The sequence below is a fragment of the Geodermatophilus normandii genome, assembly GCF_003182485.1.
GTDB classification, from domain to species: Bacteria; Actinomycetota; Actinomycetes; order Mycobacteriales; family Geodermatophilaceae; genus Geodermatophilus; species Geodermatophilus normandii.
This window is the reverse complement of the sequence record NZ_QGTX01000001.1, coordinates 949,342-964,232: the sequence shown is the minus strand read 5'-3', so window position 1 is coordinate 964,232 and position 14,891 is coordinate 949,342. Positions and strand designations below refer to the sequence as shown.

At 72.1% G+C, this 14,891-nt stretch carries 13 protein-coding genes; 7 read left to right on the top strand and 6 right to left on the bottom strand.

Annotation, left to right across the window (positions count from 1 at the left end; translation table 11 throughout):
• The first annotated feature begins 34 nt into the window (after positions 1–34).
• Positions 35–190, top strand: coding sequence for a hypothetical protein (locus JD79_RS22440; RefSeq protein ID WP_170149119.1), 156 nt, complete (start codon positions 35–37; stop codon positions 188–190).
• A gap of 21 nt (positions 191–211) precedes the next feature.
• On the opposite strand, the gene JD79_RS04830 is transcribed toward JD79_RS22440, so the two are convergent.
• The 3 genes from JD79_RS04830 to JD79_RS04820 all read right to left on the bottom strand — a co-directional run bounded on the left by JD79_RS04830 (position 212) and on the right by JD79_RS04820 (position 3,078).
• Positions 212–1,132 (bottom strand): hypothetical protein, encoded by a 921-nt coding sequence (locus JD79_RS04830; RefSeq protein ID WP_110004599.1) that lies wholly within the window; start codon positions 1,130–1,132, stop codon positions 212–214.
• 97 nt (positions 1,133–1,229) lie between these two features.
• Positions 1,230–1,799: a hypothetical protein gene (locus JD79_RS04825; RefSeq protein ID WP_146220392.1), complete on the bottom strand. Its 570-nt coding sequence runs from the start codon at positions 1,797–1,799 to the stop codon at positions 1,230–1,232.
• Between the two features lie 76 nt (positions 1,800–1,875).
• The gene (locus JD79_RS04820; protein ID WP_110004597.1) at positions 1,876–3,078 is read right to left on the bottom strand and encodes a glycoside hydrolase family 3 N-terminal domain-containing protein; all 1,203 of its coding nucleotides are present in this window, start codon (positions 3,076–3,078) and stop codon (positions 1,876–1,878) included.
• Positions 3,079–3,170: 92 nt separating this feature from the next.
• On the opposite strand from JD79_RS04820, the gene JD79_RS04815 reads away from it, so the two are divergent.
• From JD79_RS04815 to JD79_RS04800, 4 genes are all read left to right on the top strand, one after another.
• Positions 3,171–3,884 (top strand): TVP38/TMEM64 family protein, encoded by a 714-nt coding sequence (locus tag JD79_RS04815; RefSeq protein ID WP_110004596.1) that lies wholly within the window; start codon positions 3,171–3,173, stop codon positions 3,882–3,884.
• Positions 3,885–4,032: 148 nt separating this feature from the next.
• Positions 4,033–5,100, top strand: coding sequence for a hypothetical protein (locus tag JD79_RS04810; protein ID WP_110004595.1), 1,068 nt, complete (start codon positions 4,033–4,035; stop codon positions 5,098–5,100).
• An 81-nt stretch (positions 5,101–5,181) separates the two neighbouring features.
• Positions 5,182–6,660, top strand: a complete 1,479-nt coding sequence (locus tag JD79_RS04805; RefSeq protein ID WP_281270274.1) for a tyrosine-protein kinase domain-containing protein — start codon at positions 5,182–5,184, stop codon at positions 6,658–6,660.
• Between the two features lie 48 nt (positions 6,661–6,708).
• Positions 6,709–7,857 (top strand): glycosyltransferase family 4 protein, encoded by a 1,149-nt coding sequence (locus JD79_RS04800; RefSeq protein WP_110007437.1) that lies wholly within the window; start codon positions 6,709–6,711, stop codon positions 7,855–7,857.
• Here the strand turns inward: JD79_RS04800 and JD79_RS04795 are convergent.
• The 3 genes from JD79_RS04795 to JD79_RS04785 form a co-directional block, all read right to left on the bottom strand.
• Positions 7,832–9,151, bottom strand: a complete 1,320-nt coding sequence (locus JD79_RS04795; RefSeq protein ID WP_110004593.1) for a hypothetical protein — start codon at positions 9,149–9,151, stop codon at positions 7,832–7,834. The two genes, JD79_RS04800 and JD79_RS04795, sit on opposite strands and share 26 nt — an antisense overlap.
• The gene (locus JD79_RS04790) at positions 9,148–10,143 is read right to left on the bottom strand and encodes a glycosyltransferase family 4 protein (RefSeq protein WP_170149117.1); all 996 of its coding nucleotides are present in this window, start codon (positions 10,141–10,143) and stop codon (positions 9,148–9,150) included. Before JD79_RS04790 ends, JD79_RS04795 begins: the two co-directional genes overlap by 4 nt.
• A 315-nt stretch (positions 10,144–10,458) precedes the next feature.
• Positions 10,459–12,042, bottom strand: coding sequence for a NosD domain-containing protein (locus tag JD79_RS04785; protein WP_110004591.1), 1,584 nt, complete (start codon positions 12,040–12,042; stop codon positions 10,459–10,461).
• A 294-nt stretch (positions 12,043–12,336) separates the two neighbouring features.
• On the opposite strand from JD79_RS04785, the gene JD79_RS04780 reads away from it, so the two are divergent.
• Both JD79_RS04780 and JD79_RS04775 read left to right on the top strand, forming a co-directional pair.
• Positions 12,337–13,008 (top strand): arsenate reductase/protein-tyrosine-phosphatase family protein, encoded by a 672-nt coding sequence (locus tag JD79_RS04780; RefSeq protein WP_211307870.1) that lies wholly within the window; start codon positions 12,337–12,339, stop codon positions 13,006–13,008.
• Between the two features lie 322 nt (positions 13,009–13,330).
• On the top strand, positions 13,331–14,842 hold the full coding sequence (locus JD79_RS04775) for a sugar transferase (RefSeq protein WP_281270273.1): 1,512 nt from the start codon (positions 13,331–13,333) through the stop codon (positions 14,840–14,842).
• The last annotated feature ends 49 nt before the right edge of the window (positions 14,843–14,891 follow it).

Sequence of the window (14,891 nt, the reverse complement as noted above, 5' to 3'; positions counted from 1 at the left end):
CACCACGGGCGCCGGGGGAACGGCGGGAGGCCTCGTGACGTGGTGGGTGTGGCTGGTGCTCGTGTGGCCGGTGCTGGCGTTGGGCGTGGCCGTCGTCCTCGGCAGGGTGATCCGGATGGCGGAGCGGCGCGAGAGAGGCCGGTCACGCGCCGGGGAGGACGTCGACGGCACCGACTGGGACGTCGCGTGACCGCCCTCGGGGTGGGACCGGTCAGTCGGTCGGGCCGAAGATCCTGACGCAGTCGCCGTAGGTCTCGTCGTCCAGCCGGCCGCCGCAGGTGGAGCCGTACTCCTCGTACGGGTCACCGACCGGCGTCTCGACGTAGAGGTCGTCGCAGGCGGCCATGTCGCCGTCGTGACAGTCCCGGGCGTCGCCGTCGAACCGGACGTCGAAGTCGGCGTCACCCGGCGACGGCGGGTCGGACGGGACCCCGGAGCCGGTGTAGCCGGTGCCGAAGTCGTCGACGACCACGGTGGAGGAGCCCGACACGGCGAGCGCCACGGTGGCCACCAGGGCGAGCACGCCCACCGGCACGAGGGTGGCCACCGCGGCGGCGGTCGAGGTGGCCGCGGGTGCGGGCCCGGGGACCCACTGCCCGAGGTGCGGTGCCCACACGGGCGGGCCGGTGCGCGTCCGCTGCCGGCCGGCGACCCAGGCGGCGACCCGGGGCTGGAGGACCAGCACCAGCCGCACCACCGGGACGGCGAGCAGGAGCAGCACGACCACCAGACCGAGGGCGTCACCTCCGGGGTCGACGGGGTTGCCGGTCGAGACGTCGACCAGCGCGACCAGGAACAGCAGGCCGAGCAGGCCGGCCTCCACGCACGAGGTGACCAGCAGCATCGTGCGGCCGGTCCCGCGCAGCAGCCAGGTGCCACCGAGGAGGTCGAACCCGGCCAGCGCACAGGCCGCCAGCGTGACCAGGACGGCGATGCCGACCTCGCTCCCGGGGCCGTCGCCGACCACCGAGGCGATCGTGACCACCAGGACCAGCAGCAGGAACAGCCCGGCCTGCACGAAGGCGAGGACCGCGGCGGCCGTCGCCTGGCCCGGGCGGGCGCCCACCGGTGCGGGCGTCGTCGGCGCCGGTGCCGGCCACCGGGCCGCCTGCCAGCCGTACTGGTCGCTCATGGGCGCCGGTCCCGTCCTCGCGCGACGGAGCCGTCCCGTCGTCCGGCCGTCAGGATCGGTTGCGCCGGACGGGCGGTCAACGCACCACGCGCGGGCCTCACCCGGGCGGGACCACGGGGGCGCCGACGAGGTCCTGCTGTGCGGCGAGCACCAGCAGGACGGTCGAGGCGAGGGCCAGCACGCCGGCGGCGAGGACGACGGCCAGGACGACGCGGGTGCCTGTCGCGGTGCGCCGGGTGCCGGCCCAGGCGGCCACCCGCGGGCGGCCGAGCAGCACCAGTCGCAGGACCGGACCGGTCAGCAGGGCCAGCCCCAGCCCGAGCGCGAGGAGGTCAGCGGTCGACAGGGCGCCCCCGAACGCATCGAGGCCCACGACCAGGAGCAGGACGCCGCAGGCGGCGGCGTCGACGCAGGAGGCGGCCACCAGGAGCCTCCTGCGGGAGTGGCGCAGCAGGGCGAGCCCGCCGAGCACCTGCAGCGTGCCCAGCGCGCTGATCCCGAGGACGGCCACCACCGCGGGGCCGAGGTCCTCGAGCCCGGTGTCCGAGGTGGCCACGTCCACGCTCTGCCAGACCACGCCGCCCAGGTAGAGGCCGGCCTGGAGGAACGCCAGCATGACCGCGGCGACCACGGCACGGGGGCGGGCTGTCGTCGCCGGGTGGTCCACGGTGCGCTCCTCCTGCTCGCGGCGACGGCGTCCGCCGCCGTCCGGTCGCAGAGGATCGACGCCGACCCCCGGGCGGTCAACGGGCCGGGGCGCGGACCTGCTGGAGCAGGCCCGCCCGGGCCTTGGCGGCGAGCGCGGTGCGCACGGCGGCGTCGACCGTGGCGGAGAACGCGGGATCGGCCTCGGCGCGGGCGAGGACGGCGTCGAGCATCTCCGGGTAGATCTCGGCGTCCACGGTGAGCACGAGCGTGCCGCCGGCCCCGAGGAAGCGGACCGCCCGGTCGCCGGGCGGCACGTCCTCGAAGGCGACGGCCGCGCCGACGTCGTCGGTGATCACCACGCCGTCGAAGCGGAGGAAGCCACGCAGCAGGGTGGTGACGACCCGCCGAGAGAACGTGGCGGGAGCGTCCGGGTCCAGCCGCGGGTAGGTGGCCGAGGAGACCATCACGAACGGTTCGGCGTCGGAGCGGGCGAGCTCGCCGAAGGCGGTCACCTGCTCGCTGACGGCGGTGGTGACCGGGTCGGTGACACCGGCGACCTCGTCGGTGGTGGCGTCGACCAGCCCGAGGCCGGGGAAGTGCTTGAGCGTCGCGGTGACGCCGTGGGCGGCCAGCCCGTCGACGACCGCGCGCACGTCGGGGACGACGTCGGCCGCGGTGCTGCCGTACTGCCGGCCGAAGGCGCCGATCGGGTCGTTGCCCTCCTCGGTGCCGGCCGGGACGACGTCGGCGACCGGCGCCAGGTCGAGGGTGACCCCGGCCGAGGCGAGCTGGGCGCCGAGCGTGCCGGCGAGCGCGGCGAGCCGGTCGGGGGGCAGCTGCCCCTGCTCGTCGGCGGCGGGGAGCCGGTCGAAGCCGGGACCCTGCAGCGCCTGGACCTGGCCGCCCTCCTGGTCGACCGCGACCCACGGGCGCGGACCGGGCGCACCGGAGGCCCAGCGGCCGGTGACGGCGGCCAGCTCGGCCGCCGGGGCCCGCGAGCGGCCGGCGAGGAAGACGCCGCCCACGCCGTCGGCGACCAGGTCGTCTCCGGGGGAGAGGTCGTCGAGCTGCACGCCGACGACGAACAGCTGCGCGACCTGCGCCCGGCGGTCCATCCCGGCGAGGGCGGCGTCGACGGGGTCGGCCGCCTCCGGCACCGTGACCTCCGAGCGGGTGCTGCTCGCCGTCGCCGGGGAGGTGGTCACCGGCGGGTCCTCCGCCGACCCGGAGCAGGCGGACAGGACCAGGCAGGCGAGCGCCAACAGGGCGGCCGGGCGGGTCCGGACGGGCGGGCGCATCGAGCTCCTCGGTGCCGCGGGGAGGCGGCGTCGACGGCGGGATCCCCAGTGTGCAGACCGGGACGACGTCCTCCGCACGGCACCATGGGCCGGTGCGGACGTCGTGGCTGCGGGCGGGCGCGCTGCTCGCCGTGCTCGCCGCCGGGACCGTCGTCGCGCTGACCGTCGAGCTCCCCGACGTCGACGCCGTGCGCCGCTGGGTGGCCGGCGCCGGCGCGCCGGGGCTGGTGCTGCTCGCCCTCGCCACGGGTGCCCTGCTCGTCGGGCCGGTCCCGCGGATGGCGCTGTGCGTGCTGCTGGGCGTCGTCCTGGGGTTCTGGACGGGGCTCGCCGTGTCCCTCGCCGGCGGCATGCTGGGCGCGCTGGCCGCCTTCGGCCTGTCCCGGTGGCTCGGGAGGGAGACCGTGGTCCGGCTGGCCGGTCCGCGGCTGGCGGCGGTGGACCGGGCGGTGGCCGGCCGCGGGTTCGTGGCCGTCCTCGTCGGGCGGCTGCTGCCGGTGGTGCCGTTCAGCGCGCTGAGCCACGCGGCGGGGCTGTCGGCCGTGCCGCTCGGGGCCTACGCGGCGGGGACGGCGCTCGGCCTCGTGCCGGGGACGGTGCTGCAGGTGGGCGTGGGCGCGTCGGTGCCGGAGCTGACGGCGTGGGCCGCGCGCGCCGGGTCGCCGCTGATGCTCGCCGTCGTCACTGCCGTGTCGGTCACTGCTGCCGCGGTCGTCCGGCTGCGGCGGCGCGGGACTGGCGCGGTGGGGGCCTGCCGGGCCGGTCCCGTCCACGGCACGTCGCCCTCCGTCGGGCCCGAGGAGTGACGCTCACCTGACGCGGCGGACCCGGCGCGAGAGGTCTCGTGAGGGTGATCGACTGCCGCTGGGCCGGCTCGCGGGTGCGAGACTCACCACGTGCTGGAGGCGTGGAGCCGTCGTGTCCGTTGACCGGGCAGCGTCGCCGCAAGGGGCTGTGGCTCGCGTCGACAAGTGGTTGCTGGTCCTCGTCGCAGCGGTCCTCGTCCTCGCGATGCCGCTCATCCGGTCCGCCCTGCCACCCAAGTACTTCTACGACAGCCTGAAGATCCAGCAGGTCGCTGCCGGCATCGCCAGGTACGAGGAGGACCGCGCCTTCACGGTCACCGGCGGGCTGTACCGCTGGCTCGGCCTCGAGAGCAGTCCGGCCGCCGTCGCCGTCCTGTCCATGCTGCTCTGCTACGGGGTCGTGGTCCTGGCCTGGCGGGACACCCGCTACGTCACCAGAGCCCAGTTCGTCCTCGCGTGCCTGTACCTGCTGTTCGCCGCGGTCTACCTGTCCTCCTACTCCAAGGACGTCTTCGTGCTGCTGCTGGTGGCCGTGCTGCTCACGGCACCGCGCGGCCTCGCCGGCGAGGTGCTGATCGTCGGCGCCATGCTCGGATACGCCTACGTCGTCCGCGAGTACTGGTTCCTCGTCGCCGCTGCGTACATCGCGGCCCGGCGGGTGTTCCGGGGGCCGTTCCGGCCACGGACCGTGCTGGTGTTCCTCGTGGTCGTGACGGCGGTCTGTGCGGTCGCCTTCCTCGTCGGGCAGGGGGTGGAACTGGATCACTTCCGCGGGGTCGTGAACGAGGACCGCGGGTCCGCCGACGCCGAGACGGCCATCGCGGTGTCCGTGGGGGGCGGCCTCGTGGGGTCGGCCCTGTCGTGCCTCCTGGTGCTGGTGACGCTGCTCCTGCCGGTCCCCCTGCTCCTCACGGGCAATCCGCTGCACGCGGCGTTCTTCGTCCTGATCGTCACCATGTGGGTCCTGGTCGGACGGGGCATCCGATCGCGGCTGCGTGACGGATCAGGCGCCCAGGGCGACATCAGGTGGGTGAGGTGCTTCTCGCTCGTGGTGTCCTTCGTCCTGGTGCAGAGCTTCTTCGAGCCGGACTACGGGTCCTATCTGCGCCACCTCTCGCCGATCCTCCCGGTCGCCATATACGTGGCCGGGCGACCTGCCGGGGACCGGGGGCCAAGCCAGGAGTCGGCAGCCGTCCGTCACCCGAAGGTCGCATGATCCTGCTCTCGGGATCCGCGCCTGGCTCGTCCGGGTACTGTCCTGCACCGGTGAGCGACTGACCGAGGGGCGAGGGCTTCGTTGGAACTGAAGGACGTGTTCGCGGCCTTGCGCACCAATTGGTGGATGCCGCTCGTCGGAGCCCTTCTCGGGGCCTGCGCCTCAGTCGCGTACTGCCTGACGACGACCCCGGTCTACTCGGCCGAGACCCAGTTCTTCATCGCCAGCACGGAGACGTCGACCAGTTCGGAGGCGTTCCAGGGCGGCCAGTTCTCGCAGCAGCGGGTGGCGTCCTATGCACAACTGCTGTCGGGTGAGGAACTGGCCGGACGGGTGAACGACCGGCTGGGCCTCGACGAGGACGTCGAGGAACTGGCCGCTCGCATCACGGCCATCCCCGTGGCCGACACGGTGCTCATCAACGTGATCGTCGACGATCCCTCTCCTCAACAGGCGCGGCAGATCGCCGAGGCGGTGGGTGACGAGTTCACCGTGTTGGTGACGGACCTGGAGACCCCCAACGGTGGAGGGCAGGCGCCGGTCAAGGCCACGGTGACGGAGGACCCGAAGGAGCCCACGTCGCCGAGCTGGCCCGACATCCCGCGCATCGTCGCCATCGCCACCCTGGGCTGTCTCGTCCTCGGCGCGGCGGCTGCGGTCCTCCGTCGCCAGCTGGACCGGACGGTCAAGAGCGCCGACACTGCGTCGGGTCTCGGCGGGGCCCCGGTGGTCGGCACCGTGCTACGAGACACGACCCTGGGCCTGCGCCACGTCTACGACCAGCGGAGTCCCAACCGCGCTGCCGAGGACTACCGCCAGTTGCGCACCGCCCTCCAGTTCCTCAGCGTCGACAACCCACCGCGGGTGATCATGGTGACCAGCGCGATGCCCACCGAGGGCAAGACGACGGTCGCCATCAACCTGGCCGTCGCCCTGGCGGAGTCGGGACGGCAGGTCACGCTCCTCGACGCCGACCTCCGTCGCCCGCGGGTGGCCGGCTACCTCGGCCTGGTCGGCGGAGTGGGGCTGACCAACGTCTTGGCCGGCAGCGCGGAGGCTGCTGAGGTCGAACAGGTCTTCGGGACCGAGGGACTGAAGGTCATCGGTGCCGGTCCGACCCCGCCGAACCCCAACGAGCTGCTGTCCTCCCGGCAGATGTTCTCCCTCGTGGACCAACTGCGGGAGTCCAACGACTTCGTGCTCATCGACGCACCACCGGTGCTCCCCGTGGCCGACGCGGCGGGACTGGGGGTCCTCGCCGATGGCGTCCTGGTGTCCGTGCGTCACGGACACACCCGCAAGGACCAGCTGCAGCAGGCGACGGCGACGCTGGAACGGGTCGGGGCTCGCATCCTCGGCGTCGTCCTCAACATCGTCCCGTTGAGTGCTCGAGCAGCGCAGGCCTACGGCTACGGCACCGACTACGTGCAGGATGCTCAACCGCGGACACGGAAGCGGGCTGACCCGCACCGGTCCAGCAGCAGGTCGGCGGCCCGATCCCAGGCCCTCACACCAGTCACCGACCCGGAGGGTCGTCGCGGTCGCCCCGGACGGGCGTGATCAGCAGGATGTAGCCATGTCGGATTCTGCGCCGTCCGGTCGGTGGACATGACCGTCCACGTCGTCCATGTCGCACAGCCCACGACGGAGGGCGTCGCCCGGTGCGTCGTGCAGCTCGCTCGTCACCAGGTGTCGTGTGGGCTCCGGGTCACCGTCGTCTGTCCCGACGAGGGTTGGCTTCCGGCGGAGGCCGTCGCAGCCGGCGCTGCCCACGTGTCCTGGGCCGCCGGCCGTAGTCCCGGACTGGCGACTGCGGTCGAGACCGCCCGCCTCCGCCGAGCCCTGCGTGGGCTCCGGCCGGATGTGGTGCACCTGCACAGCGCCAAGGCCGGCCTGGCCGGCCGCCTGGCCATCCGGTCCTCCATCCCGACCGTCTACCAGCCGCACGCGTGGTCCTTCCTGGCGGTGGAGGGCCTCATGCGCCGGCTCACGCTGGCCTACGAACGCTGGGCCGTGAGGTGGGCACACCGTGTGGTCTGCGTCAGCGAGGCCGAGTGTCGAGACGCGGTCGAGTTGGGCGTGCGGCTGGAGGGCAAGTCCCGTGTCGTCCCCAACGGGGTCGACACCGAACGCTTCTCCCCGCGCGACCGCAGGGCGGCACGGGAGCGTCTCGGGCTGGGCGATGCCCCGCTCGCCGTCTGTGTCGGCCGCCTGAGCCGGCAGAAGGGGCAGGACGTCCTCCTGGACGCGTGGCCGGCCATCCGAGACGTGGCACCGGGCGCACGACTCGCGCTCGTCGGTGAGGGGCCCGAGCGTCAGCGGCTGGAGAAGGCCGCGGGCGAGGGCGTCCTCTTCGTGGGCAGCAGCGACCCGCGGGACTGGTATGCAGCCGCGACGGTCGTGGTGGCCCCGTCACGGTGGGAGGGGATGGCGCTGGTCAGCCTGGAGGCGGCAGCGAGTGGTCGCAGCGTCGTCATGAGCGACGTGGCGGGAGCACGGGAGGTCATCCCGCCGTCCGCCGGAGCCGTCGTCCCGGTCGAGGACGTCGACGCTCTGGCGGCAGCGGTGTCCGAGCGGCTCCTGGACCTGGAGGGCGCCGACCGCGAGGGGGCCCACGGTCGCCGACACGTCGGCAGCCGGTACGGGTTGACGATCAGCGGCAAGCGGGTGCTGGCGGTCTATGACGAGGTGCTGCGTACTGCTGAGCCGCTGGCTCAGGGTCCGGGAGCCGTCACCGACCGGCCCGGAACCTCCTGATCTGGCGCCGGGTCGCGACATAGATCGCACCCGAGGCGACGGCCGCGACGACCGCCATGCCCACCAGTTTGGCAGGCCCGGGCAGCAGGAAGAAGGCCAGCACGAGCCCGCCTGCGCGGAAGAGGTCGAGCCAGAGCTTGAGCCGGTTGTGGCCCAGGAAGTTCAAGACGCGGCTGAGGGGAGTGAGGAGGAGCGTAGGACCCCAGAACAGGACGGTGATCCCCGCCATCAGCAGCCAACCGTTGACGTCGAGCGCGTCCGGTGCCGCGTAGACCGCCAGCCCCAGCGCGCCGATGCAGCCCAGCATCGCGACGGCTGCTCCCAGGAGGAGAGCTCGACGGGAGGACGAGGAGAACCCCAGCCTGTCCCGCTCTCGTACGGAGCGGCTCAGATCGACCTCGACAGGGGGCATGAGGACCTGCTGTAGCAGAGTGATGAATCCACCTGCGATGCGGTTGACGACAGCCCACGGCCCGCCGAAGGCACCTGTCCCGACCACCGCCACGCCCGCGAGGGGGCCGACGGTGCCTGTCGCGAGCTCGGACAAGGTCGGAGCCAGGGCATGCCGCATGTACGGCCGGAAGAGTCGGGAGGACCGGCGGAGTCGGTGGATGCCGTGCCAGACCGGCCGAACTGCCGTGCGAGCGTGAACCACGACGATCACGACGTAGGCGAGCACAGTCGCCAGGACGAGGGGGTAGCTGCCCGGGAGCACGACGGCGACACAGGTGGCGCTGAGGAGCGTCAGGCCGTAATGGAGCCGCATCCGTGCGATCCGGGCAGCGTCTCCAGCTCGGATCAGCAGCGTCGTGGTCACGACGTACAGGCCCTGTGCGTAGAGGAGGAGTGCGGAGCAGAGCACCAGCTCCACGTGCTCGCTGGGGACGACGAGGAGGGCCGCGAGCATGGCCGAACACACCGTCGTGAGGCTCAGCATGCTGCATGCCAGCCCGATGGCCGGCGTCATCTTCCCCCGCAAGGCGGGAAGCGTCAGTTGGATGCCGAGGGTGGCGGGACCGAGGAGCAGGACGGCGGCTGACGAGCAGAAGACGATCAGCTGTACCTGGTCCGTCCGACGGGCGAGGACAGGGGCGAGCATGGCGCCGAGTGCCAGCACCTGGCCCAGGAAGCCGGGGCCGATCGTCACCAGGTGGCGCCTGAGCCGCCTTCCGGTCGATCCGTCAGAGAGGTTCCGGGCCGTCTCGCTGCCAGCACCTCGCTGCGGCGCCAGAGACTGCTGATGGGAACCCATCAGCGCGAGGACTGGTGCCGACAGGCGTTTGATCAGGCTCACGGCCTCCTCGCGGACGTCAGGAGCTCGTCGATCGCCTCGGAGAAGGACTCCGTGTAGCCGGGCGTCTCCCGCCAGGTCGCCATCGCAGCTTCGTGCAGCGTGCGCCACCGCTGCGGATCACCGATGACGTCGAGGACCCGGCCGGCCAGTTCCTCGACGTCACCCCGGAAGACCAGCGCGTTGATCCCGTCGTCGGCGTAGTTCCGGATCTCACCCACCGGTGAGACGACGGGTACCAGCCCCATCTGCATCGCCTCGACGACGGACATCGCCATGCCCTCGAAGTCACTGAGCTGTACGAAGAAGGAGGCCCGGGACACCTGCGCCTCGATCGAGGGGAAGGGCATCTCGGGCAACCACTCCACGTACTCCTCGACACCGAGCTCGGCTGCCATCTTCCTCAGCCGGTCGCCGTCGCCATCGTCGGTGCCGATGCAGAGCAGCCGGCAGTCCTCCCGGTGGCGCATCGTCGCCAACAGTTGCAGGGCTCGGTCGATCCGCTTCTGAGGCGACAGCCGACCCCAATAGGCCAGGTACCACGGTGCCTCGAAGGTGGGCCGCACCGCCGCGACATCGGTCCTGAGCTTGAACGTGATGCGACGGACCGGTTGACGCGTGTCCGGGACGAGCGCCTCCCGTGCGGCCTCGGAATCGACGAAGACGACGTCGGACACAGCGAGCGCTGCACGGTGGCACCACCGGTCCGGCCGGTTCTTGTACCGGACGTTGTGCAGGAAAACGACCAGTTGCACCCTCGGTCGCAGGACCTTGACGACCGCGCCGAGCAGAGCGGCCCGCCACAGGGAGACGACGAGGACCGCGGGTGGTCTCCGGACGAGTCGCGCGAGCTGAGACAGGTAGGTGAGCGGATTGTTGAGGCCACGGCCAGGGAGAACTGCCTCTGGATGTCCGCCGTCATCGGTGGTCAGCGTCATCACCGTGTAGTCGCGGCGTCTACCTGACTCGAGGAAGACGCGGATGGCGGTCTCCACTCCACCGCTGCTCAAGCGGTGGGTCAGGTGCACGACCCCGGAGCGGGGCATCCTCACGCTTCCCTCCACGATCGTGCGACGACGGGACGGCTGATCGGCGGGGGCTGAACCTTACTGCTGCCGACGCTGCGATCACTGGACGGGCGGGTCGCGCGACGACGACTGCTGGCCTGTCCTGGCAGACGATGACACGGCGGACCTGGACGCGCTCGTCCCTGTACAGCGGACGGTGAGGATCTCGCTTCGCTTGCGTTGACGAACGCTGCGCACGCGGAGGGGGCATGCCCTGCAGCGAGCAGCGGTGGGCGAGCCACTTCATCCGTTCGAGGCGACGACGTTGCCGTTGGCCCCGTCGTCGATGTTGAGCGTCTTGGCGCCGAGGACCCGGAACGCGTTGCTGGAGACCAGTAGGCCGGCGGAGGCATACCCGTCGAAGCCGTCCTGACAGTCGGTCACGAGGTTCCCCACGACGAGGACTCCGGAGGAGTTGGACACCACGATCGCCTGCGTCACGTTGCTGACGACGTTGTTGCTGATGAGTCCGGCTCCGGCGCCGTCGGCCTCGATCCCCCGTCCGGGGGATCCGTCGTTGCCGTCGATGCTGTTGTTCGCCACCTCGAAACGATCGGCGCCGTAGAGGTTGAGGCCCCGCTCGGTGAACACCGAGAACCTGTTGCCGAGGATGCGTGGCCGCAAGGTCCGGGGTCCGGTGAGGAGGGCGTCCTGGATGGCGGCGGAGGGGTCGCCGCCGAAGACGTTGCCGCTGATGAGGAGGTCGGACGGGACGCCGTCGTCCGACTGGATGTTGACGAAGCACCTCGCGGCGCTGGTGGCCGTGGCGTGCACCGTGTTGTCACTGAGCACGCAGTCCGACACTTCGCCGTAGCAGGTCAACGCCGCTCGGCGCGGACTCCAACTCTCACCCTGGTTGTCCTCGGCCGTCCGGGTCCAGGCGATGGCGTTGGCGCTCACGGTGCAGTTCCGGGTGTTGATGAGGGCGATGGACCACCACGTCGCGTCGGCGACGCAGTTGCCGTTCACGGTGGCCCCCGTCGCCTGCTCGACCACGATCCCCCGACGGAACTGCCCGTAGACCACGTTCCCGCACACGCTGATCTGCTCGTCCGCATGGCCGGTGGCCGGAACCTTGCGCTGCCGATCGGGGAGGGCCTCGAAGTGGATGCCGATCCGGGCGTCGCGACCTGCCTTGGCGTTCACGACGTTGCCCGTCACGGTCGCCTGCGATCCCCAGACGCAGATGCCGTCCCCGCCGTCCTCGCCGTCGGGTGAGGTCACATCCGTCGGCCCGAGGCCGCGACCGAGCACGTCCTCGATGCGATTGCCCAGGATGCGGATCCGCTGCCACTCGCCGTCGGCCGCGACGACGATCCCGCCCTGGAACCTGTCGATCGTGCACTCCGAGACGAGCACGTCGTGCGCCTCGATGAGGATCCCGACGTTGTAGCCACCGGTGGTCAGCCCAGGCCGTCCGGTCAGTTCACCGGGGTTGGACAGGACGACCCCCTGGACCGTGGAGCCCTGTCCCCGGAGGGTCAGGCCCGCCGGCATCCCGTCCTCGTCGAGCCCACCCACGACGGCGATCGTCCCGCCACCGCAGAGGTTCACCGTCTGCTCGCAGACCAGCCCGCCGCTCAGCGCGAAGGTGCGACCGCCGGGGATGAGGACCGTGGCGCCCGGCGGGGCCGAGTCCAGCAGGGCCTGGATGGCGGCTCTGTCGTCCGTCGTGCCGTCGCCGGCGGCTCCGTGGTCGAGTGGGTTGAGGACGTCGCTCGCAGACAGACGACCTCCCGGGGTCTGCTTCGTGACCACGCCGACGACGGCGGCGCCGGCGAGCGTTCCCCCTGCGGTGACCGCAGCGACGAATCGTCTCCGGCTCATGTCATCCACGGGGCGTCCCCTCACCCTGGGCCGGCTCGGTCACAGGACCTCGGTCTCCAGCGTCCTGTCGCCGGGCGCACGTGGAGGCTCTGACTCGGGAGCCGAGCACACGACGCTGACCTCCTGCCTCCTGCTCAGCCGCGGTGGGCGGCGGTGACCCCGCACGGCTGCCAGCATCGACGGGTGAGGCGTCATCCGCCAGGGCGGTCCTCGGCCTCCCTGGAGCTCACCAGCGGGAGCGACGCGGTCCACCTCCGGTCGTTCGGGCCGAGGACTCGACACCAGACTGGTGGTGTGCCTCGCCTGTGGCCCTCCACGCCGGTCTTCGGCGTACTGCTGGTGTGCACGGGGAACGTGTGCCGCTCGCCCCTCGCCGAACGCCTGGGGCGGGCGTATCTGGAGGCCGCCTCGCCGGGGAGTTCCCGGTGGGTCGACCTGGGCAGCGCGGGTACCCGGGCGGTCGTCGGCGCGGGCATGCACCCCCACTCGGCTCTGGTGTTGCAGGGGCTGGGCGGAGATCCTTCCGGCTTCCTGGCCCGGCAGTTGACCGGGCCGATCGCCGATGCTGCGGACCTCACGTTGACGATGACGAGAGAGCACCGTCGGGACGTGCTCGCCGTCGCGCCTCGTGCGCTCTCGCGGACCTACACCCTGCGGGAAGCCGCGGACCTCCTGGGGCTCGTCGGCGACAACGTCTCGCTCGGAGGTGCGAGCAGTGTCGACAGGGCACGCGATCTCGTGGAGAGGATGGCGGCTCGCAGGCCTCTGCGACGGAGCGGACCGGATGACGACATCCGCGACCCCATCGGTCAGCCCGCGGAGGTCCACCAGGAAGTCGGGGACTCGATCAGCGAGGCGTTGCTCACGGTGCTGGGACGCCTCGTCTCGTGGGGATCGGTGACTGGAGGAGTCGACCCCGCTCCGCCACGTGCCGCCCGTCGATGGGACCCCACGCAGACTGGCTGACGGCGTCCCATCGCGTCGAGCGCTCGCGGCGACGACTCCGGCCACAGCAGGTGAGCAGGGGACCGATCCGCTCGTGGACGGGCGGCTCGTGCCCTCCACCAGGGGCGACGCGCGGAAGAGGCGCGCGCCGTCACGGTGCGCACTCGGATCGTCCGGGCGACAGGGGTGACGACACTTTGTGCGCCACCTGCTTGTGTGCAATTACTTCTGCTACGACCTGGACGTCGTTACGATCCTCTCGCCGGTCGGACGATGGAGTCCCCGGCAGTCATGGGGGATCACTGCGCCGGGTGCTGATGCGCTGGGCGCTGCACGGGGGTTGGTGTACTTGTCCCTGCTCGAAACCGTCGACGGCGCGGTCCCTGGCGAAGCGCAGTCTGTCGGTCGCCGTTGGTACTGGCTGACACCTCGCCTCCGGGGCGAGGGGACCGCCGCCCGCCGGGCGTGGCGCGCCTCGTACGTCCGCCGCCTCGTCCTCCTCGACGCCGTCGCGGCGCTGATGGCCGCCATCGTGGGGTCGCTCGTCCCCGAGGACGGCCCGCTGATGAGCGCCGCGGCGAGCACCGCGCTCGTCGTCGCCCTCCCCGTCGTGTGGCTCGGGGCCATGCTCGTCGCCCGCACCTACGAGGAGCGCTTCCTCTGGGTCGGTCCCGAGGAGTTCCGCCGGGTCTTCTCCGCCGCCGCCCTCCTGCTCGCCACGGTCGGCACCGTCTCCTGGGCCTTCGAGCTCGAGGTGGCCCGCAGCTTCGTCGTCGTCGCCCTCCCGCTGGCCACGCTGCTGACGCTCGCCGTCCGCGTCGCCCTCCGCCTGCGGCTGCACTCCCGGCGCGCCCGGGGCCGGCACGTGCAGACGGCGGTGCTCGTCGGGCACCGCAGCGGTGTCGCCGCCCTGAACGCGCAGATGGAGCGCGAGGCCCGGCACGGCTACCGCGTCATCGGCTGCTGCCTGCCACTGTCGGCCGGCGACCGCGACGTCTTCGACGGCCTGCCGGTCCTCGGCGGCCTCGACGAGGTCGCCGACGTCGTCCGCCGCTACGAGATCGACACGGTCGCGGTCCTGCCCTCCCCGGAGCTCGACGGCGCGCGGCTGCGCAAGCTCGGCTGGGACCTCGAGGACACCGAGGCCGAGCTCCTGCTCGCCCCGGCGGTCACCGAGGTCGCCGGCCCGCGGGTGCACGTGCGCCCGGTCGCCGGGCTGCCGCTCGTGCACGTCGAGCGCCCCGAGTTCACCGGCGTCCGCCGCATCGCCAAGGAGGTCGTCGACCGCACGGCTGCCGGGCTCGGCGTCCTCGTCCTCCTGCCGGTGCTGGTCACCCTCGCCGTCCTCGTCAAGGCCACCAGCCGGGGCCCGGTCTTCTTCACGCACGAGCGGATCGGCCGCGACGGCCGGCCGTTCCAGGTCCTGAAGTTCCGCAGCATGGTGGTCGACGCGGACAAGGTCGAGCTGGACCTGCACGAGCAGAACCAGGGCAACGCGGTGCAGTTCAAGATGCGCCGTGACCCGCGGGTCACCGGGATCGGTGCGGTCATGCGGCGCTACTCGCTCGACGAGCTGCCGCAGCTGTTCAACGTCCTCGGCGGCAGCATGAGCCTGGTCGGGCCGCGCCCGCACGTCACCCGCGAGGTCGAGCAGTACGGCTTCGACATGCGCCGCCGGCTGCTCGTCAAGCCGGGCATCACCGGCCTGTGGCAGGTCAGCGGCCGGTCGGACCTGTCCTGGGACGACGCCGTGCGGCTCGACGTCCGCTACGTGGAGAACTGGTCGCTGGCCTTCGACTTCATGATCCTCTGGAAGACGGTGGGGGCCGTGCTCCGCGGTTCCGGCGCGTACTGACGCGCTTGCGGCATGACGGGCCGTCACCATTTCGATTCGCGGGGTGAGC